Source organism: Ruegeria sp. AB7, from assembly GCF_056542625.1.
Window position 1 is genome coordinate 286,944 of sequence record NZ_JBQGAC010000004.1, and the last position, 22,511, is coordinate 309,454.

23 protein-coding genes and 1 riboswitch are annotated in these 22,511 nt (G+C 56.7%); of the genes, 6 read left to right on the forward strand and 17 right to left on the reverse strand.

Annotated features, from left to right (window positions below; genetic code table 11):
* Positions 1-7: 7 nt before the first annotated feature.
* From ACR0EN_RS13225 to ACR0EN_RS13245, 5 genes are all read right to left on the reverse strand, one after another.
* Positions 8-358 (reverse strand): LapA family protein, encoded by a 351-nt coding sequence (locus ACR0EN_RS13225; protein WP_170397774.1) that lies wholly within the window; start codon positions 356-358, stop codon positions 8-10.
* A gap of 7 nt (positions 359-365) precedes the next feature.
* Entirely contained in the window at positions 366-650 is a 285-nt protein-coding gene (gene ihfB / locus ACR0EN_RS13230) for an integration host factor subunit beta (RefSeq protein ID WP_050603110.1), read from the reverse strand.
* 271 nt (positions 651-921) lie between these two features.
* Positions 922-2,598, reverse strand: coding sequence for a 30S ribosomal protein S1 (gene rpsA / locus ACR0EN_RS13235; protein ID WP_039532111.1), 1,677 nt, complete (start codon positions 2,596-2,598; stop codon positions 922-924).
* Between the two features lie 336 nt (positions 2,599-2,934).
* Positions 2,935-4,620 carry a tryptophan halogenase family protein gene (locus ACR0EN_RS13240; protein ID WP_170404526.1) on the reverse strand — a complete coding sequence of 562 codons (1,686 nt, stop codon included), beginning with the start codon at positions 4,618-4,620 and terminating at the stop codon, positions 2,935-2,937.
* Positions 4,621-4,819: 199 nt separating this feature from the next.
* Positions 4,820-5,356: a hypothetical protein gene (locus ACR0EN_RS13245; RefSeq protein ID WP_170397520.1), complete on the reverse strand. Its 537-nt coding sequence runs from the start codon at positions 5,354-5,356 to the stop codon at positions 4,820-4,822.
* A gap of 219 nt (positions 5,357-5,575) precedes the next feature.
* Between ACR0EN_RS13245 and ACR0EN_RS13250 the strand changes: the two genes are divergently transcribed.
* Positions 5,576-6,052 carry a YHS domain-containing (seleno)protein gene (locus ACR0EN_RS13250; RefSeq protein WP_170397523.1) on the forward strand — a complete coding sequence of 159 codons (477 nt, stop codon included), beginning with the start codon at positions 5,576-5,578 and terminating at the stop codon, positions 6,050-6,052.
* A gap of 26 nt (positions 6,053-6,078) precedes the next feature.
* On the opposite strand, the gene cmk is transcribed toward ACR0EN_RS13250, so the two are convergent.
* The 10 genes from cmk to miaB form a co-directional block, all read right to left on the reverse strand.
* Entirely contained in the window at positions 6,079-6,693 is a 615-nt protein-coding gene (cmk, locus tag ACR0EN_RS13255; protein WP_170397526.1) for a (d)CMP kinase, read from the reverse strand.
* On the reverse strand, positions 6,690-8,036 hold the full coding sequence (gene aroA / locus ACR0EN_RS13260; protein WP_480587133.1) for a 3-phosphoshikimate 1-carboxyvinyltransferase: 1,347 nt from the start codon (positions 8,034-8,036) through the stop codon (positions 6,690-6,692). Before aroA ends, cmk begins: the two co-directional genes overlap by 4 nt.
* Before the next feature lie 69 nt (positions 8,037-8,105).
* Complete coding sequence (gene trmB / locus ACR0EN_RS13265; protein ID WP_480587136.1) at positions 8,106-8,816, reverse strand: tRNA (guanosine(46)-N7)-methyltransferase TrmB; 711 nt, start codon at positions 8,814-8,816, stop codon at positions 8,106-8,108.
* Between the two features lie 92 nt (positions 8,817-8,908).
* On the reverse strand, positions 8,909-10,090 hold the full coding sequence (metK, locus tag ACR0EN_RS13270) for a methionine adenosyltransferase (RefSeq protein ID WP_170511314.1): 1,182 nt from the start codon (positions 10,088-10,090) through the stop codon (positions 8,909-8,911).
* A gap of 5 nt (positions 10,091-10,095) precedes the next feature.
* A riboswitch (SAM-SAH riboswitch) is annotated at positions 10,096-10,144 on the reverse strand.
* Between the two features lie 15 nt (positions 10,145-10,159).
* Positions 10,160-11,692 carry an apolipoprotein N-acyltransferase gene (gene lnt, locus ACR0EN_RS13275; RefSeq protein ID WP_170818114.1) on the reverse strand — a complete coding sequence of 511 codons (1,533 nt, stop codon included), beginning with the start codon at positions 11,690-11,692 and terminating at the stop codon, positions 10,160-10,162.
* Complete coding sequence (locus ACR0EN_RS13280) at positions 11,689-12,573, reverse strand: hemolysin family protein (protein ID WP_480587140.1); 885 nt, start codon at positions 12,571-12,573, stop codon at positions 11,689-11,691. Before ACR0EN_RS13280 ends, lnt begins: the two co-directional genes overlap by 4 nt.
* 36 nt (positions 12,574-12,609) lie before the next feature.
* On the reverse strand, positions 12,610-13,104 hold the full coding sequence (ybeY, locus tag ACR0EN_RS13285) for an rRNA maturation RNase YbeY (RefSeq protein WP_480587143.1): 495 nt from the start codon (positions 13,102-13,104) through the stop codon (positions 12,610-12,612).
* A 41-nt stretch (positions 13,105-13,145) separates the two neighbouring features.
* Complete coding sequence (locus tag ACR0EN_RS13290; RefSeq protein ID WP_170404555.1) at positions 13,146-14,168, reverse strand: PhoH family protein; 1,023 nt, start codon at positions 14,166-14,168, stop codon at positions 13,146-13,148.
* Between the two features lie 146 nt (positions 14,169-14,314).
* Entirely contained in the window at positions 14,315-15,079 is a 765-nt protein-coding gene (locus ACR0EN_RS13295) for an outer membrane protein (protein WP_170511305.1), read from the reverse strand.
* A gap of 165 nt (positions 15,080-15,244) precedes the next feature.
* Positions 15,245-16,564, reverse strand: a complete 1,320-nt coding sequence (gene miaB, locus ACR0EN_RS13300; protein ID WP_170647436.1) for a tRNA (N6-isopentenyl adenosine(37)-C2)-methylthiotransferase MiaB — start codon at positions 16,562-16,564, stop codon at positions 15,245-15,247.
* Between the two features lie 120 nt (positions 16,565-16,684).
* Between miaB and ACR0EN_RS13305 the strand changes: the two genes are divergently transcribed.
* Positions 16,685-17,548: a hypothetical protein gene (locus ACR0EN_RS13305; RefSeq protein WP_170397568.1), complete on the forward strand. Its 864-nt coding sequence runs from the start codon at positions 16,685-16,687 to the stop codon at positions 17,546-17,548.
* A 3-nt stretch (positions 17,549-17,551) separates the two neighbouring features.
* Here ACR0EN_RS13305 and ACR0EN_RS13310 read toward each other — a convergent pair whose 3' ends face one another.
* On the reverse strand, positions 17,552-18,349 hold the full coding sequence (locus ACR0EN_RS13310; RefSeq protein ID WP_170397571.1) for a phytanoyl-CoA dioxygenase family protein: 798 nt from the start codon (positions 18,347-18,349) through the stop codon (positions 17,552-17,554).
* A gap of 85 nt (positions 18,350-18,434) precedes the next feature.
* Here ACR0EN_RS13310 and ACR0EN_RS13315 point away from each other — a divergent pair, with 85 nt between their 5' ends.
* Positions 18,435-19,331, forward strand: coding sequence for a LysR family transcriptional regulator (locus ACR0EN_RS13315; protein WP_170818116.1), 897 nt, complete (start codon positions 18,435-18,437; stop codon positions 19,329-19,331).
* A 3-nt stretch (positions 19,332-19,334) separates the two neighbouring features.
* On the opposite strand, the gene irrA is transcribed toward ACR0EN_RS13315, so the two are convergent.
* Positions 19,335-19,751: an iron response transcriptional regulator IrrA gene (gene irrA / locus ACR0EN_RS13320; protein ID WP_170397577.1), complete on the reverse strand. Its 417-nt coding sequence runs from the start codon at positions 19,749-19,751 to the stop codon at positions 19,335-19,337.
* 187 nt (positions 19,752-19,938) lie between these two features.
* Between irrA and fabA the strand changes: the two genes are divergently transcribed.
* Genes fabA through ACR0EN_RS13335 form a run of 3 tightly spaced genes read left to right on the forward strand, consistent with a single transcriptional unit; the run spans position 19,939 to position 22,505 of the window.
* Positions 19,939-20,448, forward strand: coding sequence for a bifunctional 3-hydroxydecanoyl-ACP dehydratase/trans-2-decenoyl-ACP isomerase (gene fabA, locus ACR0EN_RS13325; protein ID WP_039538618.1), 510 nt, complete (start codon positions 19,939-19,941; stop codon positions 20,446-20,448).
* 30 nt (positions 20,449-20,478) lie between these two features.
* Positions 20,479-21,708, forward strand: a complete 1,230-nt coding sequence (gene fabB / locus ACR0EN_RS13330; protein WP_170397584.1) for a beta-ketoacyl-ACP synthase I — start codon at positions 20,479-20,481, stop codon at positions 21,706-21,708.
* Between the two features lie 5 nt (positions 21,709-21,713).
* Positions 21,714-22,505 (forward strand): enoyl-ACP reductase FabI, encoded by a 792-nt coding sequence (locus tag ACR0EN_RS13335; RefSeq protein WP_170397587.1) that lies wholly within the window; start codon positions 21,714-21,716, stop codon positions 22,503-22,505.
* Positions 22,506-22,511 lie beyond the last annotated feature (6 nt).

The following is a 22,511-nucleotide window of genomic DNA, read 5'->3' on the forward strand; positions in this document are numbered from 1 at the left end:
TAGGGCCTCAGCTTGCCTCATCCAGAATGGCCAGCACATCATCCTGACCTTCATTCTGCTTTTTCTTGAGCTTCTTAACTTCACGCTCAAGCTTGCGCACTTCGCCTTGCTTCACGGTCACATCCTTGCGGTGTTTATGCTCGCGCAGCCATTCCCACAGGAAGCCGATGACCAGGCCGGCAACAACCCCACCCAGCACGACCAGAAACAGCGGCAAGGAGGTTGACAGGTTGAACCCCAGCAACTCGGACAAAGCATCCGGCATAAGCTTAAGTTCAACAATTTGGCGATTGGCCAGCGAAACCGAGACCAGAACGATCCCCAATGCAGCCAGAAAAGCATAACGAATGTAGCGCATCATGAGGCTAGGCTTTACCGTTCAAACGGTCCCTTAGCAACTTGCCAGTTTTGAAAAATGGAACACATTTTTCTTCAACCTGCACAGTCTCACCGGTGCGAGGATTGCGGCCTACACGTGCGTCACGCTTTTTCACCGAAAACGCGCCGAAACCGCGCAGCTCGACACGGTCGCCGCGTGCCATGGCGTCGGTCACTTCTTCAAAAACGGTATTCACGATCCGCTCGACGTCGCGTTGATAGAGATGCGGGTTTTCGTCGGCAATTTTCTGAATCAATTCTGAACGGATCATACGCAATACCCTCCCAGGCGGACGATGTGACAAGCCTATTGTTCTGACAGTATAGGAAAAAACCCGGATCGGGGGAACGGATACTCTGCCAGCAAAGGCGGCATTTTGCGACAATCTCACGCGAATTCTTGCCCGTTGGCCTGATTTCCACACTTCATGCGCGAACGATAGGCAAATTAAGCCGACTATTTGGAAGATATTGATTCGCAACAAAAACGGCCCCGCACCATGGTGCGAGGCCGAATTTCATGTTTGGGATACGCCCCCGGACTTAGTCGCCCGACTTCAGTGCTGCACCCAGGATATCGCCCAGCGACGCGCCCGAGTCGGAAGAACCGTACTGTTCCACGGCCTCTTTCTCTTCGGCGATCTCGCGTGCCTTGATCGACAGGCCCAGACGGCGGGTCTTGCTGTCAACGTTGGTGACGCGAACGTCGACCTTGTCGCCGACCGAGAAACGCTCGGGGCGCTGCTCAGCACGGTCACGCGACAGGTCCGAACGACGGATGAACGACTTCATGCCTTCGTACTCGACCTCGATGCCGCCATCTTCGATCGCGGTCACTTCGACGGTGATGACCGAACCACGCTTCACGCCGCCCACGGCTTCGGCGAACTTGTCACCGCCCAGGGCTTTGATCGACAGCGAGATACGCTCTTTCTCAACGTCCACTTCCGAGACAACGGCCGAAACCATGTCGCCTTTGCGGTAGTTCTGGATCGCATCTTCGCCACGCTCGTCCCACGACAGGTCGGACAGGTGAACCATGCCATCGATGTCGCCTTCGAGGCCAATGAACAGACCAAACTCGGTGATGTTCTTGACTTCGCCTTCGACCTCGGTGCCCTCGGGGTGAGTTTCTGCAAACACTTCCCATGGGTTGCGCTGAGTCTGCTTCAGGCCCAGAGACACGCGACGCTTGGCGCCGTCGATTTCCAGAACCATGACGTCGACTTCCTGGCTGGTCGAAACGATCTTGCCTGGGTGGACGTTTTTCTTGGTCCAGGACATCTCGGACACGTGCACCAGACCTTCGACACCAGCTTCCAGCTCGACGAACGCGCCGTAGTCGGTGATGTTGGTGACGCGACCCTGATGGACCGAGCCCAGCGGGTATTTCGCAGCAACCAGATCCCACGGATCTTCCTGCAGCTGCTTCATGCCCAGGCTGATACGGTGGGTCTCTTTGTTGATCTTGATGACCTGAACCTTAATGGTTTCGCCGATCGTCAGGATCTCGGACGGGTGGTTCACACGGCGCCATGCCATGTCGGTGACGTGCAGCAGGCCGTCAACGCCGCCCAGGTCAACAAATGCACCGTATTCGGTGATGTTTTTGACAACACCCTCGACGGTCTGACCTTCGGACAGGTTGCCGATGACTTCGGCACGCTGTTCGGCACGCGATTCTTCCAGGATAGCGCGACGCGAAACAACGATGTTGCCACGGCGGCGGTCCATTTTCAGAATTTGGAACGGCTGCTTCAGACCCATCAGCGGGCCAGCGTCGCGCACGGGGCGAACGTCAACCTGCGAGCCGGGCAGGAACGCAACTGCGCCACCCAGATCGACGGTGAAGCCACCTTTGACGCGACCAAAGATTGCACCTTCGACGCGCTGGTCGTCGGCATATGCTTTTTCCAGACGGTCCCATGCCTCTTCACGGCGGGCCATCTCGCGCGAGATGACGGCTTCGCCACGGGCGTTTTCTGCGGCGCGCAGGTATACTTCGACCTCGTCACCAACAGCGATTTCAGGGGCTTCGCCGGGATTTGCGAATTCTTTCAGATCAACGCGGCCTTCCATTTTGTAGCCTACGTCGATGATGGCTTGGCCGGCTTCGATCGCCAGAACCTTGCCTTTGACAACAGAACCCTCTTCGGGCGTGTCCATTTCGAAGCTTTCATTCAGGAGGGCTTCGAATTCCTCCATGGATGCGTTAGCCATTTGGCGTTGTTTTCCTTTACATAACGTTTTTGCTGGCCGAGCGGTTGTCTCCGCCGGTCTTGTTTCATGATGCCTGAATGCGTGATCCAGAACGCGCCCGAGCTAACAAACACAAAGGGCCGAGGTAACCCGGCCCTGCTCAGATACGTCATCCGGACGTTAACCGCCCTTGTTCAGACAGCGCGCGTATAGGCGGATTCCGTGTCATGTGCAAGAGCAAAGCCCTTAAACACTGGCCAATCCCACAAAATCCGAACATCAGGTCCGGGCATCGAAGCAAACGCGATCCGATCCCCGGCCTTCTTTGTCAGTTCTGCCGAATGATACCATGCGGCGCTAGAACAGTTGCAGATCCTTCTTGCCGCTTTGAATCTCAGCGAGGTTTGGCATGTTCTCGATTACCACGGGTGCCGGTTTCGCGCCCGGCATTGCGACAGTCGGCTGCCCCATTGCGGCCTTGCCAAAGGCAGGCTTCTCCAACTCGCCCCGGATATCTCGCAGCAGGGTTTTGTGATCCGGCATGGTCTTGAGGATCTGCGCAAGGTCCATTTTTGCCCCCTTCCACCACTGGAACCAAATCGGTTTCTTCAGCGGTCGCAGACGATCACGGATACCTTCGCCATACCCCGTATCATACACCTGTTTGCCCAGAAGAACCGTCTGATAGACGCGGAAATTGAACAGCGTCGCAAACTCGATATCGTGTTCCATCGGCAGACGATGCTGCCACAGCTCAAGGTTCTCGGCCAACCGATCCGGAATCTTCATCTCGGTGCGGGCGTCGATCCAATATTGATCATCGGTGCGGTTACCCAATCGGTAGTGCAGGCAGATAAAATCCAGTACCTCGTCATAAAGCTTGTTCATCTGCCGGTTATATCGGTTGCGCAGCGCGGGCTCGATATCGCGGGTCGGCAGATGCTCGGCAAACCAGCGGATCGCGTGATCGATCATGTGGATCGCGGTACTTTCAAGCGGTTCGATAAATCCACCAGACAAACCGATCGCCAAGCAGTTCTTAACCCAGGCATTGCGGACACGACCAACACGCATGGGGATCACGCGCGGTGTCAGCCCCTTGCCGCTGTCGCCCAACCACTCAAGATATTCGTCCGCCGCCTGATCATCGGTCCGATGCGCGGATGAATACACATATCCCGTACCTACACGATTGTAGAGCGGCACACGCCACGTCCAACCCGCACCAAGCGCGGTCGAGCGTGTAACGCTTTCGATCTTTTCGGGGTTAGGGTGCTCGATCTGCAAGGCCATGGCACGGTCGTTGGGCAAGTAGTCCGAGTAATCCATGAACGGCTCGCCCAACGCTTGATTGATGATCAACCCCCGGAAACCGGTGCAATCTATGACCATCTCAATGTCATGGCGTCCCTTGCGCTCTAACATCAGGTGGCTGACATTGCCCTGCTCGTCCAGTTCGACCGATTGCACCTCATCCTGAATATGCTCGACGCCGCGCTTGGCGCAGACCTTTGTCAGCATGCCCGCAAATTTCACGGCATCCAGATGATAGGCATAGCCAAACCGCTGTTCGAACTCAGGTGCACCCAACGGGCGCGCACCCTTGCACAACCGGGCCAGATCATCATGCGGTGAGATTGACTGCGTGAAATCCCGATCCCCGTTACCAAAACGCAGAAAATACTCGGCAGCCTCCAACCCCTCCAGCAATTGACCATGGGCAAACGGGTTTACGTAGTCTATCCGATTGCCCTTGGCGTCGTTGTTCCAATTGCAGAACTTAACTCCCAACTTGAACGATGCGTTGGTTTCGCGGAAGAAATCCCGCTCTGATATGCCCGCCTGACGGAGCGTGACCGGCATACGCGGCACCGTCGCTTCACCGACACCCACAGTCGAGATGTTGGGGCTTTCGATCAAGCAAATGCGTGGGCGATCCTTGGGTGCTGACGTGCGGGAGAACACCATGTCCAGGATGAGCGCAGTCATCCAACCCGCCGTACCACCACCCACGATGGTGATCTTACGCAAACGATTATTCATATTTTTTGTCCCTGTTGGCTTGGGATTTTGTAGCTGCCTCCCCTTTTTTTGAGTGTTGGGGATTTAACAGCAGCTTTCCCTTATTTAGCTGTGGGAAGACTATAACAGCTTTCAAGCATCCAGCTAGAGCCTATGACACCCATGGTCGCAGGCACATTCGTCATCAGAATTCAGGCTATGCGCCTACTTTGGACAAGTGTCAGATTTCCTCACCCTTCTTCAGAAGTTCTTCGATCAGCTCACGCTGCAGATCATGGCTGTCGCCCCCTCCGAATTCCGCCGCACCACCGGTGTACAATGTGCCATAGGTGTTGGCGATATTCACAGTCTGGGCCAGCCCCGAGATCAACTGATCCCTTTGCAACAGCGAAAGCGGGTGAATGAACGCAGCCCATAAGGTGCCATTTGCGATCGCATAGCGCGCATCCAGCGTGCTGTCGAAATTTGCCTGCATCATCCGTTGCAAATCGGCTGGCGACAAATCCGCAGCACTGCCGATCGCGACCATCGCCCGCATGCGATCAGCATTGGTATCGGTGACAACCAGCACCGTCACATCAGATATCGTCAACTCAAACCCCGGCCCGATCGGTTGCGCCTCGGGATCTAGCGCAAAGATGATTTTTCCCAGACGCTCGTAAGTCATCGGAGGTTCGGCCTCGGGCACCGGCGCGTCTGATTGCTGCGCAGCTACGCTACCTGCAAGAAAGAACAAAAACAGGGCTAGTCTGATCATGGGCCACTCCTACGGTTGTCCAGCAAGCTTAGGCGGCCATCGGACAGGTGGCCAAACAAAGCTATGTGAACAGTTTTTGCAAAACGCACTGATCTTTGGACGATCTGCAAAATCTCATGACCTATCTGCGATTACCCGTCCGAATAACCTTTTCTAACTTAGTTACATCGGCTTGGGGCGGACCCGAGCCTTGAACCAAAAAGGGAAAGGACCCCTACTATGAAATCGCTCGCACTTACTGCATTAGCCGCAACTCTGGCCCTGGCAGCTCCGGCTTTTGCCGCAGACGAAATCAACGTCTCCAAAGGCCTGTCGGCGGCTGGTGCACCCCTGGCAGCCCATGGCGTCGATCTGGTCGCGCTTGTCAACAATGGCAATCCGGTAGAAGGCTTCGCCAATCATTCGGCGACTTATGACGGCGCATCCTATTACTTCACCAGCGCGGAAAACCTTGAAGCGTTCGAGGCCAATCCGGCGGCTTACTTGCCCCAGCACGGTGGCTATTGTTCGTTCGGGGTGTCTGTTGGCAAAAAGTTCGACGGCGACCCGGATCAGTACCTGATCGCAGACGGCAAGCTGTATCTGTTCCTGAATGCTGATACCCGCGCTGCTTTCCTGAAAGACGTCACCGGCACCGCTAAAACCGCAGATGACCAGTGGGCCAATATCAAGAGCATCGCAGTTGGTGAATTGTAACTGACGGACCCTTGTCCGCAGCCACTTCAGGCTGCGGGCAGGTTCTGTTCTATCGTTTCGAGCGCCCGTGCCAAAGCGGCCTCGATGCTCAGGTTTGACGTATCAAGCTGCACGGCGTCATCTGCAGGTTTCATCGGCGCAGTGTTGCGATCCGCGTCACGTGAGTCACGCTCTTTGACATCCGCAAGCACCTGTTCGCGTGACACGTCCGAACCTTTGGCCGAAAGCTCAAGATATCGCCGTTCCGCCCGGACTTCGGGACTGGCGGTGACAAACAGTTTGACCTCAGCGTTTGGGCAAATCACGGTTCCAATATCGCGCCCGTCCAGCACGGCGCCTCCGGCGCGACGGGCAAACGCCCGCTGAAAATCAACGAGTGCGCTTCGGACTTCAGGAATGACCGCAACTTTCGAGGCCGCCTGTGCGATCTCAGCCGTACGCAGATCACCCTGCTGCAATTCTTCTGCTGTCAGGGACCCTGCCGCTGCAACCGGTTCGTCACCTTGCAGCATACGACGCCCCACCGCGCGATAGAGAAGACCGGTATCCAGATGCGCAAACCCGAAATGCGCGGCAACGCCCTTGGAAATCGTCCCCTTGCCCGCCGCCGCAGGGCCGTCGATAGCTACGGTGAATCTCATGTACGCTCGACCTTGGCACCGAGCGCGGCCATCAAAGGCTCAAAAATCGGGAACGACGTTGCGATCGGTCCGCCGTCATCCACCGAAACCGCCTTTTTAGCCCCCATCCCCATGACCATGAACGACATGGCAATGCGGTGGTCCAAGAAGCTTTCGCAGGTCCCACCACCGGGCACACCGCCGATGCCGCGCCCGTCGACTGACCACCATTCGTCACCCTCGTTCACGGTCACACCGTTGGCGCGCAGGCCACGGGCCATTGCGTCGATCCGGTCACTTTCCTTGACGCGCAGTTCTTTCACGCCGCCCATCATTGTTGTGCCCGTCGCATTTGCGGCCACAACAGACAGCACCGGGTATTCATCGATCATCGACGCCGCGCGCGCGGGCGGGACATTGATCCCCTTCATGTTGGGCGAGTATTTTGCACGCAGATCGGCAACCGGCTCACCCCCTTCTTCGCGCTCGTTTTCGTAGGTCAGATCGGCACCCATTTCGCGCAGCGTGGTGAACAGGCCTGCGCGGGTCGGGTTCAGGCCGATACCGGGGACCAACACGTCCGAGCCCGGTGTGATCAGTGCGGCACAGACCGGGAAGGCCGCACTGGACGGGTCGCGCGGCACGGCGATGACTTGTGGCTTCAGCTCGGGCCGACCGGTCAGCGTAATGACGCGCCCTTCATCCGTGTCCTCGACCGTGATTTCGGCACCAAAGCCCGCAAGCATCCGTTCGGAATGATCGCGGGTCGCTTCCTTCTCGATCACGATGGTCTTGCCGGGAGCGTTCAGCCCTGCCAGCAGAACGGCGGATTTCACCTGCGCCGAAGGCACAGGCACCTCATAGCGCACCGGGGTGGGGTCCGCAGCTCCGACAATGGTCATCGGCAGACGTCCACCGTCTCGGCCGACAGATTGCGTTCCGAACAGCGCCAGCGGATCGGTGACCCGCGCCATCGGACGTTTGTTCAGGCTCGCATCTCCGGTGAAGGTCGCTGTGATCGGAGAAGTCGCCATCGCCCCCATGATCAGGCGCACGCCAGTGCCCGAATTGCCACAATCGATTACCTGATCTGGTTCGCAAAAACCACCAACGCCCACGCCATGCACCGACCATTCACCACCGCCATGATCCGTTACTTCGGCCCCAAAGGCACGCATGGCCTTAGCGGTGTCCAATACGTCCTCGCCTTCCAGCAGGCCCGATATCTTGGTTTCTCCCACAGCCATTGCCCCCAGGATCAGGGACCGGTGCGAGATCGACTTGTCCCCGGGCACCTCTGCGGTGCCTGTCAGCGGGCCGCAAGGCTGCGACGTCATCGGGATGGGCGTGCCGTGTCCGGACATAGGGGCTCCTGTTTTCGCTATCAGTCCTCAGGCCGATTAGCGAATTGGGGCCGGTTGGTCCAGCGACAATCAGTCTTTGCGGCGGAAGGTCAGGTAATGGGGTGTACGGCCTTCGCGCAGCGCCTTCTGTTCGTAGCGCGTGGAAATCCAGTCATCCCACGGCTCACGCCAGTCGGCAGGGCGCTCGACCAGCCATTCGAAGCCCGCCCGCGGCACCTCTTCCAGCGTTTGGCGCACATAGTCAGGGATGTCTGTTGCAACGCGAAAAATTGCGCCCGGCTTTAACGCGCGCGCCAAAGGCTCCAGATGTTCAGGTGTGACAAACCGACGGCGGTGATGCCGTGTTTTGGGCCATGGATCGGGATAGAGCAGAAAAGCGCGCGATATGCTGGCTTCAGGCAAAACGTCGAACAAGTCTCGCGCGTCCCCGGGATGTACGGCAAGGTTTTCAACACCCGCCTGCCGGATTTTACCCAACAGCATTGCAACGCCGTTGATATAAGGTTCAGCCCCGATGATACCGATATCCGGGTTTTGCTGCGCCTGATGCACCAGATGCTCGCCGCCGCCAAAGCCGACCTCAAGCCAGACAGGCTTGCCTCTGAATAGACCGTCGAGATCGAGCGGATCGCGTTCAGGATTACCGTCCCAATCCACCGCACCGGGGGACAAGGCAGCAAGATCTTCCGACAGATAAGTCTTTTGACTGGGCTTCAGGGTTTTGCCCTTAAAGCGGCCATAAAAATTTCTGCGCGGGCGTTGTGGGGTCTTTGTACTCATGGCGCAGCCCTTACTGCGGGGCTGAAATTGTTGCAAGTGGTCGCCGACTTGCAAAAAACGCGCCGAAACCGGCGCGTTTTTCTAATTGTTGATCAGACCGCCTGTTTCAGCGCGTCCACCAGATCGGTGCGCTCCCAGCTAAATCCGCCGTCCGCATCGGGTTCACGACCAAAGTGGCCATAAGCAGCGGTCCTCTGATAAATCGGCTTGTTGAGTTGCAGATGTTGGCGAATTCCGCGCGGAGTCAGGTCCATCACCTGCCCAACTGCTTTTTCGATCACTGCATCGGCAATCTGGCCAGTTCCATGCGTGTCGGCATAGATCGAGAGGGGCTTTGACACCCCAATCGCATAGCTCAACTGAATGGTGCAGCGCTCTGCCATCCCTGCAGCAACGACATTCTTGGCCAGATAACGCGCTGCGTAAGCCGCCGAGCGGTCCACCTTGGTTGGGTCTTTGCCCGAGAATGCGCCACCACCGTGAGGTGCTGCACCGCCATAAGTGTCGACGATGATCTTGCGACCGGTCAGACCCGCATCACCATCCGGACCGCCGATGACGAACTTGCCGGTGGGATTCACGTGCCATTCGGTTTCGGCGGTCAGCCAGCCGTCAGGGAGGGTTTCACGGATATAGGGCTCGACAATGGCGCGAATATCACCCGAGGTCAGCGCCTCATCCATGTGCTGCGTCGACAGCACGATAGAGCTGACACCGACTGGCGTGCCGTCGCGATAGATAACAGACAACTGTGATTTTGCATCCGGGCCAAGGGCGGGTTCACTGCCATTTTTGCGAACTTCAGCGAGACGGCGAAGGATAGCGTGCGAGTATTGGATCGGCGCAGGCATAAGCGCTGGCGTCTCGGTCGTGGCATAGCCGAACATGATGCCCTGATCGCCTGCACCTTCGTCTTTGTTATCGGCAGCATCCACGCCTTGCGCGATATGAGCCGACTGCTCGTGCAACAGGTTGGTCACTTCGACGGTTTCGTGGTGAAACTTGTCCTGCTCGTAGCCGATATCTTTGATACATGCCCGCGCGATATCGTCGATATGCGCCATATAATCATGCAACTTGTCCTGATCCGACAGACCCACTTCTCCGCCAATAACCACACGATCGGTAGTGGCAAATGTTTCACAGGCCACGCGGGCCTCGGGTTCTTCGCGCAGGAATGCGTCTAATACTGCATCAGAAATACGATCGCAGACCTTATCCGGGTGCCCTTCGGAAACGGACTCCGAAGTAAATGTATAATTCTGTCGGGACATGAATGTGCTCCATTAAGTTTACCCCACCACGTCAGGAAGCCGTTGTGACAGGCGTGCGACCGAATACGCTTAGCGTTTGACAGGGTCAATCGGAATTTGGTCGTTTACGCGCAGGGTGTGTCGCCATAGCAGCGCGAATAGCACCAATAGAGCTACTAAAACCGGACTATCACCAATTCGGGAATAAACGGTCGGGGTTTGAGGGCGCGGCAATTTGGCGTCGATAAACCCCGCCTGCCCAAGCGCCAGCGCCTCGGTGATCCGCCCCAATGGGTCAATCATTGCCGAAACTCCGGTATTGGCTGAGCGCAACATCGGTAGGCCTTGTTCGATTGCACGCATCTGCGCCTGGGCGAGGTGCTGATACGGGCCGGAACGCGTTCCGAACCAAGCGTCGTTTGTAATCTGCAAAAGAAAATCCGCACGATCCGGCGCGGATAAAATATCCTGCGTGAATACCGCCTCGTAGCAGATCAGCGGCAGCGCCTTGCCAAGCGTGCCTGCATCCATCAATGCGGCACCCGGTCCCGCGCTAAAGCCATTCCCTGTGGTTGCGGCCATCCCGTAGATGCCGAACTGTGCCATCACTTCACCAAATGGCACATATTCCCCAAAGGGCACCAAGTGGTGTTTATCGTATAGCCCGTCTTGCTGACCCTCCTCATTTAGATAGATCATCGAGTTATAGATCTGCTGCCCATCGGCACGCTGAATGCCCAGGACTACCGGGGTGCCCTGTGCCGCTTCGCCAATGGCTGAAAGATAGGGCTGTGCGCTGCCCAGCCATGCCGGGACCGAGGTTTCCGGCCAGACGATTAGGTCCGGGCGGGGCTCGGCCGCTGTGAATTCAAGTTGGCGTGCGAAAAACACTGACGCATAGGCAGGATCCCATTTCTGGTCCTGGGGTGCATTGGGTTGAATCAGTCGCACGATATGACCAGAGGGCATGACAGGAGGTCGGTTCGCTGCATAGAGCAAAGCCAAGGCCGCACAGCCTGCGGTCAACGCGATCGGTACAACGATGCCGCTTCGGGTACGATTGCTGAACAAGGCTGCGCCCAATGGCAATGTGGCAAGCAGTGTCAGCGCTCCCAATCCATAAGGGCCGACAAGTGACAGAGTCTGGGCAAACGACGTATCCACCCAAATCTGCGCGATGCCTGCCCAAGGAAATCCGGTCAGAATGTAGCCACGCGCAAACTCGACCAGCGCCAGCGTTACAGACAGCAAAGCCCCCTGCAAGACGGGCGCTCCACCGATGCGTTTCGAAACTCCGAAGGCCAACGCCCAGAACAAGGCCAACCCGCCCGACAAGAAGATCAGAGCAAAAGGGGCCATCCACGCATGGCGTTGGACATCAACCAGAAACGGCTCGATTATCCAGCTTAATGCGTGCGCAAAATAGCCCGTTGCAAAGACCCAACCCAGCAAACCCGCTCGACGATTTGTCTCAGCGCTCAGATACAACGGAGCTATCAGCACCAGCGACAGCAAGCTTATTGGCCAATATCCCAATGGTGCCTGACCACTGGCCGCTGCGACACCCAACAGCGCCGCCAGCACCAACCGCAGCCAAAAGGGCCACCCCTCGGCAGGGTTCATGCAACAATATCCGGCAGCATGACACGCAACCGTTTTATGCGGCGCGGATCTGCGTCAATGACCTCGAACTCGGGCCCTTCGGGGTGGCATACAACCTCACCACGCGCCGGAACCCGCCCCGAGAGCATGAAGACCAAACCGCCCAATGTGTCGATCTCTTCTTCGTCTACATCTTCGTGGCTGGTCAGAGAGCGGCCAATCTCGGCCTCGAACTCTTCAAGTGGTACACGCGCCTGAACCACGTAGCAGCCGGGTTTCTCTTGTATCCATAGCTGATCTTCGTCGGCATCATGTTCGTCGGCGATTTCTCCGACAACCTGTTCAATCAGATCTTCGATAGTCAGCAAACCATCGACTCCACCGTATTCATCGATCACCAGAGCCATATGGCGACGTTCTGTCTGCATCTTAGTCAGCAAAACGCCAATTGGCATCGATGGTGGCACGAACAGCAATGTCCGCAGCATCGACCTCAGATCGAACTCGGAGGAGTTGCCGTTAAAGCCATGAGTCAGCGCAAAGTCCCTGAGATGCACAAACCCCAAGGGCGTATCCAAAGTGCCATCGTAAACCGGAATGCGTGACAAGCCGCTGTCGCGGAAAATCTGGACAAGTTCGTCTTTCGGGGTTGTCGAGGGGACCGATACGATTTCGGCTGTTGGGATCGCAACATCTTCGACCCGCATTCTGCGCAGGTTGATCATGCCCCTTGGCTGAGCGCTGACGGCCTCTGCCCCGTTTAGCTGGCTGGTCTCTTCGCCCTGAGAAGAAAATACGTCGATGAGTCGAGAAAAAAGCCCGCCTCTCTCGTCGCTGTCATTGCTGCTGTTCTGAGAATGCGCGCCATGCGCCGCCCTAGAACTGCCGTCTGTTTCGCCCATTATCCTGTTCCAAATGATCGGGCAAAGGTGCCCATGTCATACATTATATGGGTCATCTATACCCAGTTTGCCAAGTATCTCGACCTCGACCCTTTCCATCAAAGTGGCGTCGAGGTCACGAATGTGATCATACCCAAGCAAATGTAGTGTACCGTGAACGATCAGATGCGTCACGTGATCGTCGGTGCTTTTGCCGGCTTCAGCTGCTTCGCGCGCGCAGGTGTCATAAGAGATCGCAATGTCGCCCAGCACGATTTCGCCAGTAAAGTCAGGTTGCGGAGCCGGCGGAGTGTCTCCCGTCCGATCCGGGGCCAGTTCTTCGGCAGGCCAGCTGAGGACGTTGGTCGGCGTGGATTTTTCACGAAATTCAGCATTCAACTCAACGATCCGTGCATCATCGCAGCCCAGCAAGCTGATCTCGCATTGATCCGCCTCAAGATCGCAATACTCAAGAACAGCAGCAATTGCGCGCGTGGCCAAAGGCTCCAGCCCGCGCCAGCGATCATCCTCAAGCGTGATTTCCAGATTCATACCTTTGGCTCCGAGCCCAGCTTCAATCGGCGCCTTGAAAGTTAACCGGTTTCGCGCCCCGCATCGGCCTCATACGCCTCGATAATGGCGGCGACAAGCGGATGGCGGACGACATCTTTCGAGGTGAAATAGTTGAAGCTGATATTCGGGATCGTTTTCAGCAACCGTTCGGCATCCTTGAGACCCGACTGCACACCGCGCGGCAGATCAACTTGAGACCGGTCGCCGGTAATAACCATCCGGCTACCTTCACCAAGCCGGGTCAGGAACATCTTCATCTGCATCGTTGTGGCATTCTGCGCCTCGTCCAGCACCACAAATGCATTTGCCAGCGTACGACCGCGCATGAAGGCAAGCGGAGCAATCTCGATCCGCTTTTCTTCGATCAGCTTGGCAAGTTGTTTTCCGGGCAGGAAATCATTCAGCGCGTCATAAAGCGGCTGCATGTAGGGATCGACCTTATCCTTCATGTCACCGGGCAGGTAACCGAGCTTTTCACCGGCCTCGACCGCCGGACGGCTGAGAATGATGCGGTCAACGTGCCCGCCAATGAACATTGACACCCCGACCGCAACGGCCAGATAGGTTTTGCCGGTGCCCGCGGGACCAATGCCAAAGGCCAGTTCGTTGTTGAACAGCGACTGCACATAGGCCTTCTGGGCGTCGGTGCGCGGCTCGACCAGTTTTTTGCGTGTCTTGATCTCGACCGTGCCACCCTTGAACATCTCAAGCTGGTCACCATCGCGCGTGCCAGTTCCGACCTCGGAATTGCCCATGCGCAACTCGCGGTCGACATCTGCGGCTTCCACATCACGCCCACCTTCGAGCCGTGTATAGAGGGCCTGTAGAACCTCAATCGCCTGCTTTTGCGAATCCTCGTCACCCAGCACGACAAGCTGATTGCCGCGTCGCACAATCTGCACCGAGAGCTTCTGTTCGATATCGGTCAGGTTGCGGTCATATTCACCGCATAAATCGATCAATAATCTGTTGTCGGGGAATTCAACAAGCGCCTCACGCTGGGGCATGTCATCTTGCGGTGGGGTCAGGGCACCGATGGCCAATCCGTTCTCCTGTCTTGGCGTTTCATCTTGAGCGTAGACAAACTGTAGAGGTAGACGCAAGCGGCAGTTTCAAAATTTGCACACCTCATGACAAATGCGCCGATGAACGCTGAAACAGCCAACTTTAAACGCCAATCGCGCGGATATCAGAATGTATAGTTCAACCCGATCCGCAGTCCGCGATAGCTTGGCGTCGATTTGGTCGAGAATGACGGACCCAGTTCGACCGTTTTTGATTCGAACTGCAGATACTCGATCTCGCCGGTGATCGACCAATTTTCGTTCAGTTTGTGTTCAGCGCCCAAGCTGGCCGAGAAACCTTGTCGGCGGTCCTCGCTCTCAAATCGGCTTGTCCCGCTTGCATCAGTTAGTGAGCCTGACGTGGTGATATCGCCGCGGACATAACCCACAGTCACGAAATAGAGGACACTGCCGCTGCGGTTGGTAAGCCCGTTCCGCAGGCGGATGGACAATACATCCGAGATCGCGGATCTGCCGCTGACCTCTGCCCCACCGGATCGGGACGAGGTGATGTCATCGAGCGTGCCAAAGTCATAGCCGACTTCCAGCCCATACACATAGTCGCGCCCACCTCTGGCTGGCAGAATGCCGCGCCAGCCACCGCGAAAACCTGCGAAATTTCCGCTTGGCTTAAGGTCGCCCGCAGCAAACGTGTCTCCGTCGTTCACGCGCAGGCCAAACTCGTCCGAACCGCCCGAGGCATGTCCGGCGCTGACCCCCAGATAGAACGCATTGACGTCGCGCGCGAAACGCTGAGACGAGATTACGTCGGGCTCAGTGACTTCCCCGACGACATCGCCGGCCAAAGTCGGGGCAGCGCAAGATAGAAACACGACAGTCGCCGACAAAACACGGGAAAGGTTTACACTCGGAAAACGTATCCAGCTCACTACTCGTACCCTCCGCAAAGGCGGGCCGTCAGGCGGGGTCGGTGCGTTTGTCGACACCCAAAATTCGGCCCAGAAAAATCTAGCCTTCCTCGGAACATAGTTCCAAGCCATAAATCAAGGGTTAAATTTCAAGGCGAAAACCCTTTGCGGGCAAGCCACAAGGGATCAGACCAACTCACCACCCAGCGAGTTCGCGCCAGACGATTTTATCCTTACCTTACGTAAGTCGCCGCTCGCGATATCAGCGTCCGCGACGTGAACCGCATGCAGATACTCGGATTTTCCAACCATCTGGCCCGGTTGCCGCCCAGGCTTTTCAAACAGGACATTAACTGTCTTTCCGACCATCGAGTCCTGAATCTCGCGCTGGTGGCGCGTGATCAACCCTTGCAAGCGCTGCAGGCGTGCATCCGCCACTTCGGCCTCGACCTGTGGCCGTTCTGCTGCAGGTGTGCCGGGTCGCGTCGAGTATTTGAAGGAATAGGCGTAGCCGTATTTGACCTCTTCGACCAAATCCAGAGTGGCCTGAAAATCCTCTTCCGTTTCTTCCGGGAAGCCCACGATGAAATCGCCGGACATCAGAATATCGGGGCGCGCTTCTCGGATACGCTCGATCAATCGCAGATAGCTTTCAGCCGTGTGGCTGCGGTTCATCCGCTTTAGAATTTTGTCCGACCCCGACTGCACCGGCAAATGCAGATATGGCATCAACTTCTCACAGGTGCCATGCGCTTCGATCAGCGCATCATCCATGTCGTTCGGGTGCGAGGTGGTAAAGCGTATGCGCTCTAGCCCGTCGACCTTGTTCAATTCCCAGATCAGACCGGCAAGGGTCATGTCTCCGTCCGGTCCAGCCCCGTGATAGGCATTTACGTTCTGCCCCAGCAGCGTGATCTCACGCACACCGCGTTCAACCAGATCGCGGGCCTCACGCAGGATGCGATCTGCCGGGCGGCTGACCTCGGCCCCGCGTGTATAGGGCACAACGCAGAAGGCACAGAACTTGTCACACCCCTCCTGCACGGTCAGGAATGCCGTCGGTCCGCGCTTGGCCTTGGGGCGGTTCTTGAGCTTTTCGAATTTGTCTTCTTCGGGGAACTCGGTATCCAGCGCCTTTTCACCCGCGCGCGTCTTCGCCTCCATCTCGGGCAAGCGATGATAGCTTTGCGGCCCCACCACCAGATCGACAAGCGGCTGGCGGCGGATGATTTCCTCGCCTTCGGCCTGAGCGACGCAACCCGCGACACCGATTTTAAGGTCCGGCTTTTCCGCTTTGAGGCCCTTGAAACGGCCCAGTTCGGAATAGACTTTCTCAGCTGCCTTTTCTCGAATGTGGCAGGTATTAAGCAGGATCATATCCGCATCATCGGGCGATTTGGTCTCGACATAGCCCTGTCCGCCCAGCGCTTCGGCCATGCGTTCGCTGTCATAGACGTTCATCTGACAGCCATAGGTCTTGATAAACAGCTTTTTCGGTTCAGACATGGGTTGGCCTTTGCAGTCGCTGGGTCGGCGTCGTCTATACGTATCGAACGCCGCTTGCAATGCTGGCGCAATTACCCGAATTTGGCGGGAATTTCCAGCAAGGCGGCAACGAAACCAACGATGCAGTACGAATCCCTTGATCACCTTCTGAAATCCGATCGGTCGATCCTGAGCAAGGGACCCGTGGCACTGATATTTGCCGAAGATGATGTCGAGCTAGAAGGGACGCTGCACCATCATTTGAAGCTGGGGTTCAAATCCGTGATCACATTCCTGCCCCAGGAATTCACGCTGGATGAAGCGCTGGGGGAAAGGGTTCATCGAGTGACGATGACCTGCGCGCCCAGAACCGTCGTATTTGAGGCCGTCAATCGGATCATTCAGGCGGCTCAAGGCACGTGGGTATACTACTGCTACAACTCTGAATATCTGTTCTACCCTTTCTGCGAGACCCGCTCGGTCGGAGAGTTGCTGGCCTTCCATTCTGAAGAACGGCGCCAGGCCATGCTGACCCATGTGATCGATCTTTATGCGAATGATCTGACGGCCTATCCAAACGGAGTGGCCCCCGACCACGCAATGCTGGACAAGACCGGATACTACGCCCACACGCGGCATGACGCATCTGGCAAGCCGCTAGAGCGGCAACTGGATATGTCCGGTGGTCTGCGTTGGCGGTTCGAAGATCATATCCCGTATGAACGACGCCGTATCGATCGGATTTCGCTGTTCAAAGCAAAAGCCGATCTGAAACTTCTGCCTGATCACACTTTCAATGAGCCGGAATACAACACCTACGCCTGCCCATGGCACAACAACCTGACCGCCGCGATCTGTTCGTTCCGGGCGGCCAAAGCATTGAAGACGAACGCCGGATCGACGTTTGATATCTCCAACTTCTGCTGGAACCATTCAACTCCGTTCGAATGGGACTCGCGCCAATTGCTGGATCTGGGCCTGATCGAATCGGGCCAGTGGTTCTAGGTTCTAACGCTGTAGCAGAACTGGGAACCAGTCCTCGCGCAGCCGCTGCCCCGGCACCATTTCATGTCCCGGAAATGGCGGCGAAGTCCGGCCTGGACGCTCGACATAACGTGCATCATCACCAACCAATCGCAGCGAAAATGCCCTGCGTCGGCTATCGGAAGTATTGCCTCGAGCCCCGTGTAGTGTGCGATAATTGAAGGCCACTGCGTCACCGGGCTCCATTTCAAATTCTACAATCTTCATCCCTTCGGCATCTGGGTCCGGAATCGGCATGTACTGCCCCTCGTCGGGGAAGAAACCTTCTTCCGAGACCCAGCGGGTAGGTAGCACTTCTTTTTCCCAGCGGTGCGAACCGGCAACGCAGCGCAAGGTCGCTTGTTTCACCGGATCCAACGGTGACCAGAAGCTGATATTCTGTTGACCATCCACAAAATAGTATGGCCCATCCTGATGCCACGGCGTTGCCATCGAGGTTCCGGGTTCCTTCACCAGAACATGGTCATGGAACATCTGCACAGATTGCGACTGCATGAGGTCGGCCGCTACTTCAGCAGCAGGAGATTTTTCGATCACTTCACGAAACTGCGGGATACGGGACCAGTTGCAATAGTCGTCAAAAAAACGGCCGGTTTCGCCATCTTTTCTGTTCTCCGAAGCATAAGGACCCGGCTCGGCCATATTCGCGGCAACCCCGGCCCGTAGGGTTTCAATATGATCGGCGAACAGGCCTTTGACCAACACAACGCCGTCCGTCTGGAAGTTGTCGATCATGGCCTGAGAAACAAGAGGGTGGGTCATCGCGGTCTCCTTAGATTTGTCGCCCGATCTGCGCATGAATAAGACATCTGTTCAAATCATATCTTTCAAATTAGGTATTAACTCTATGTTATACCTCACTCTGCGCCAGTACGAATATGTTTGCGCCATCGGCCGGCATGGCAGCCTGTCTGCTGCGGCACAACGCCTAAATGTATCGCAACCTGCCTTGTCCAATGCGCTGACCCGGGTCGAATCACGTTTGGGATATCCACTGTTTGCCCGAAGACGGGGTGCCGCGATGGCGCCGACCCCGCAGGGCCGCAAATTCATCGAAGAGGCCGAGACCTTGTTGAAGCGAGCAGCGCTTTTGGAACAGTCAAAGCAGCCGATAACCGGCGAGCGCCGATTGCGCCTGGGATGCTTTGTCGATCTGGCACCCTTTCTTCTGGCCCAATCTCTGCACCGCCTGCAAGAAGCTTTGCCCGACGTCGTCCTGACACACGGGGTTGAGACGTTCGAAGGCCTGATTTCCGGCCTGATCGATGGCAGATACGATTTTGCACTCACCTATGACCTCGGCATGGATGCCGGTTTTTCCTGCAAGAAGTTGTTCGACAGCACCCCACACGCACTGCTTTCACCTGATCATACACTGGCGGCGGCCAATCAGGTCACCCTGACCGAGCTAGCGTCATATCCACTGATTCTGTCTAAAGAGGGTTTGTCTGCACAGCATGTACTCGCGCTTTTCAGACGCAAAGGTCTGAACCCCACAATCTCGCACCGAGCGGAATCATTGGAGCTTTCGCGCAGTCTGGCCGCTCATGGGGAAGGCATCGGGATAAGCTATACCAGCCCTAAAAACGGCTTCAGTTATGATCAGGTCCGCGTGATAAGCCTGCCGATCACCGATCCAGATGCAACCGAATCTGTTGTATTGGCACGGCATGGCACGGGGCCGACAGATCCGATGATCACACAGGCTGAGCATGCGTTGGTTACGTTGTTATGTAAGGATTAGAGGTTACTTCTTCCGCAGGCGGATCACCACATCGACCGATGCGATTTCGACGCCTTCAGGAGCTTCCGGCAATTGTTGGATCACCAATTGGTCGGATGGTGCATCGCTCAGACGGCTTTCGTCTTCCCAATAGAAATGCGGATGGTCATGCGTGTTGGTGTCGAAATAGCTTTTGGACCCGTCAACAGTGATCTCTTGAAGCACCCCGGCATCGCAAAACGCCCGCAATGTGTTGTATACGGTCGCAAGCGAAACCGCGTCACCTTTGGCTTTTGCGGATTCAAACAGGCTTTCTGCAGTCACATGACGATGCAGACCGTCGCCCACAAGCAATTCGGCCAAAGCAACCCTTTGGCGCGTGGGGCGCAAACCTGCGTCAACCAACCAATTTGCAGCGATCTCACGGCTCTGAGGTGTCATGAATCCGATACCTGTGTTTTGCTGCCCTTAATATAAGTGCGCCCTGCCTGCAATTTCAAATGAAATTCATTCGCAAAGAATATTGTAGTCACAACAAGATATGGAGTGCTGGTCTTGCAGGACCTTGCATACGGGTGATAGACGAGGCCAGATGTAATAAACGGACCCAGGCAGGAGAGGCGGCAGAATGGCCCAATTCCCGAGCAGTTTTGACAAGGACGATCTGCTGAAATGCGCCCGCGGCGAACTATTTGGCCCTGGCAACGCGCAGTTGCCGGCTCCGCCGATGTTGATGATGGACCGCATTACCGAGATTTCCGGCGACGGTGGAGCGCATGGCAAGGGTCATGTGCTGGCCGAATTTGATATCACACCTGACCTTTGGTTCTTTGACTGCCATTTCCCCGGCAATCCGATCATGCCCGGCTGTCTGGGCCTGGACGGTTTGTGGCAACTGACCGGCTTCAACCTCGGCTGGCGCGGCTGGCAAGGACGTGGCATGGCCGTTGGCGTCGGAGAGGTCAAGTTGACCGGCATGGTGCGCCCGGACCGGAAGATGCTGACCTATAAGATTGATTTCAAAAAGGCGATCCAGACGCGCCGCCTGACCATGGGTGTGGCAGATGGCATCGTCGAAGCCGATGGCGAATTGATATACGACGTCAAGGATATGAAGGTCGTTCTGTCAGACGCCTGAGCCTGACCGGCCGCAATAAGGAGTACGCACATGCGTCGAGTAGTCGTCACCGGTCTGGGGGTTGTGTCCTCGATCGGGAACAATGCCGAAGAGGTGCTCGCCTCGCTCAAAGCAGGCAAATCCGGCATCGTAGCAAGCGAACAAATGGTCGAGCACGGCTTTCGCAGCCAAATCGCCGGTTCGCTGAAAATCGATGTGGCCGATCACGTGGACAAGCGGACCCTGCGGTTCATGGGTCCGGGTGCTGCCTATGCCCATATCGCGATGAATCAGGCCATCGCGGACGCCGGGCTGACCGAAGATCAGGTGGTCAATCCGCGCACAGGTCTGGTGGCCGGTTCGGGTGGACCATCGACCAGTGCGATGTTGACCGCGCACCAAACCGTGCTGAAAACCGGCGCAACCAAACGGATCGGCCCGTTTGCAGTGCCAAAGTGCATGTGTTCGACGATTTCTGCGAACTTGGCGACCGCGTTCAAAATCAAAGGTATCAACTACTCGATCACCTCGGCCTGCTCGACCTCGCTGCACTGCATCGGCAATGCGGCTGAACAGATCATGCTGGGCAAGCAGGATGTGATGTTCGCGGGCGGCGGAGAAGAGCTGGACTGGACCCTGTCCTGCCTGTTCGACGCGATGGGTGCGATGTCGTCCAAGTACAACGACACACCTGATAAAGCCTCGCGCGCATTCGATCAGAACCGCGACGGATTTGTGATTTCCGGCGGTGGCGGCATCGTGGTTCTGGAAGATCTCGAGCATGCGCTGGCGCGCGGTGCGAAAATCTATGCCGAAGTAACCGGCTATGCCGCGACATCTGATGGGCACGACATGGTGGCACCATCCGGCGAAGGCGGCGAGCGCGCGATGCGTCTGGCGCTGTCGACCGTGCCCGAAGGCCGCAAGGTCGGCTATATCAATGCCCACGGCACCTCGACCCCAGTGGGCGACGTCGGAGAAGTCGAAGCCGTACGCCGTATCTTTGGTGAAGGCAGTGTGCCTCCGATTTCATCGACAAAATCGATGACCGGTCACGCGCAAGGCGCAGCGGGGGCGCTTGAGGCGATCTTCTGCCTGCTCATGCTGGAACATGATTTCATTACTCCGTCGATCAATGTCGACACACTTGCCGACGGCATCTTGCCCGGTGAAATTGCAACTCAAGTGGTTGAAAACGCAGGCTTGGACAGCGTGATGACCAATAGCTTCGGCTTTGGCGGCACCAACGGATCCATGGTTCTGTCGAAGTATAACGGGTGAACAAGATGTCGGATATTCTCAAGGGTAAACGCGGCCTGATCATGGGCGTGGCTAATGACCGCTCTATCGCGTGGGGCATCGCCAAAGCCATGCACGAAGCGGGCGCTGAGCTGGCTTTCACCTATCAGGGCGAGGCGTTTGGCAAACGGCTTGAACCGCTGGCCCAAAGCTTGGGCAGCGACTTCATGGTCGATGCGGATGTGACCGATGATGATTCATTGGATCGCGCGTTTGGCGAGTTGTCCGCCCGCTGGCCAACAATAGATTTTGTTGTCCACGCTATCGCTTATTCGGACAAGTCCGAACTGACCGGTCGATTCTTGAACACCACGCGGGCAAACTTCAAACACTCGCTGGATGTGTCGGCCTATTCGTTCATCGAAGTTGCCCGTCGCGCCTATCCGCTGATGAAGGACAATGGCGGCACATTGTTGACACTGACCTATCAGGGATCGAACAAGGTTGTACCAAACTACAATGTCATGGGCGTCGCCAAGGCTGCGCTGGAATCGGCGACGCGCTATCTGGCGAACGATCTGGGCCCTGAGGGTATTCGCGTGAACGCCATCTCGCCCGGCCCGATGAAAACATTGGCGGGTGCGGCTATTGGTGGTGCACGCAAGACCTACAAGTTCTGCGACCAGAACGCACCGATGCGTTCGAATGCCACGCTGGAGGCCGTCGGAGGCACCGCCGTTTATCTTGCGTCCGACGCCGGCAGCTATACTTCGGGTGAGATCATCCGCGTCGACGGCGGGTATCATATTCTGGGCATGCCCCAGCCAGAGGCCATGTGACTATAT

What these genes read in the sequence shown, in the direction of transcription:
- ACR0EN_RS13225 (WP_170397774.1), bottom strand. Translation starts at nt 358, where the DNA reads ATGCGCTACATTCGTTATGCTTTTCTGGCTGCATTGGGGATCGTTCTG.
- ihfB (WP_050603110.1), bottom strand. Translation starts at nt 650, where the DNA reads ATGATCCGTTCAGAATTGATTCAGAAAATTGCCGACGAAAACCCGCAT.
- rpsA (WP_039532111.1), bottom strand. Translation starts at nt 2,598, where the DNA reads ATGGCTAACGCATCCATGGAGGAATTCGAAGCCCTCCTGAATGAAAGC.
- ACR0EN_RS13240 (WP_170404526.1), bottom strand. Translation starts at nt 4,620, where the DNA reads ATGAATAATCGTTTGCGTAAGATCACCATCGTGGGTGGTGGTACGGCG.
- ACR0EN_RS13245 (WP_170397520.1), bottom strand. Translation starts at nt 5,356, where the DNA reads ATGATCAGACTAGCCCTGTTTTTGTTCTTTCTTGCAGGTAGCGTAGCT.
- ACR0EN_RS13250 (WP_170397523.1), top strand. Translation starts at nt 5,576, where the DNA reads ATGAAATCGCTCGCACTTACTGCATTAGCCGCAACTCTGGCCCTGGCA.
- cmk (WP_170397526.1), bottom strand. Translation starts at nt 6,693, where the DNA reads ATGAGATTCACCGTAGCTATCGACGGCCCTGCGGCGGCGGGCAAGGGG.
- aroA (WP_480587133.1), bottom strand. Translation starts at nt 8,036, where the DNA reads ATGTCCGGACACGGCACGCCCATCCCGATGACGTCGCAGCCTTGCGGC.
- trmB (WP_480587136.1), bottom strand. Translation starts at nt 8,816, where the DNA reads ATGAGTACAAAGACCCCACAACGCCCGCGCAGAAATTTTTATGGCCGC.
- metK (WP_170511314.1), bottom strand. Translation starts at nt 10,090, where the DNA reads ATGTCCCGACAGAATTATACATTTACTTCGGAGTCCGTTTCCGAAGGG.
- lnt (WP_170818114.1), bottom strand. Translation starts at nt 11,692, where the DNA reads ATGAACCCTGCCGAGGGGTGGCCCTTTTGGCTGCGGTTGGTGCTGGCG.
- ACR0EN_RS13280 (WP_480587140.1), bottom strand. Translation starts at nt 12,573, where the DNA reads ATGGGCGAAACAGACGGCAGTTCTAGGGCGGCGCATGGCGCGCATTCT.
- ybeY (WP_480587143.1), bottom strand. Translation starts at nt 13,104, where the DNA reads ATGAATCTGGAAATCACGCTTGAGGATGATCGCTGGCGCGGGCTGGAG.
- miaB (WP_170647436.1), bottom strand. Translation starts at nt 16,564, where the DNA reads ATGTCTGAACCGAAAAAGCTGTTTATCAAGACCTATGGCTGTCAGATG.
- ACR0EN_RS13305 (WP_170397568.1), top strand. Translation starts at nt 16,685, where the DNA reads ATGCAGTACGAATCCCTTGATCACCTTCTGAAATCCGATCGGTCGATC.
- ACR0EN_RS13310 (WP_170397571.1), bottom strand. Translation starts at nt 18,349, where the DNA reads ATGACCCACCCTCTTGTTTCTCAGGCCATGATCGACAACTTCCAGACG.
- ACR0EN_RS13315 (WP_170818116.1), top strand. Translation starts at nt 18,435, where the DNA reads ATGTTATACCTCACTCTGCGCCAGTACGAATATGTTTGCGCCATCGGC.
- irrA (WP_170397577.1), bottom strand. Translation starts at nt 19,751, where the DNA reads ATGACACCTCAGAGCCGTGAGATCGCTGCAAATTGGTTGGTTGACGCA.
- fabA (WP_039538618.1), top strand. Translation starts at nt 19,939, where the DNA reads ATGGCCCAATTCCCGAGCAGTTTTGACAAGGACGATCTGCTGAAATGC.
- fabB (WP_170397584.1), top strand. Translation starts at nt 20,479, where the DNA reads ATGCGTCGAGTAGTCGTCACCGGTCTGGGGGTTGTGTCCTCGATCGGG.
- ACR0EN_RS13335 (WP_170397587.1), top strand. Translation starts at nt 21,714, where the DNA reads ATGTCGGATATTCTCAAGGGTAAACGCGGCCTGATCATGGGCGTGGCT.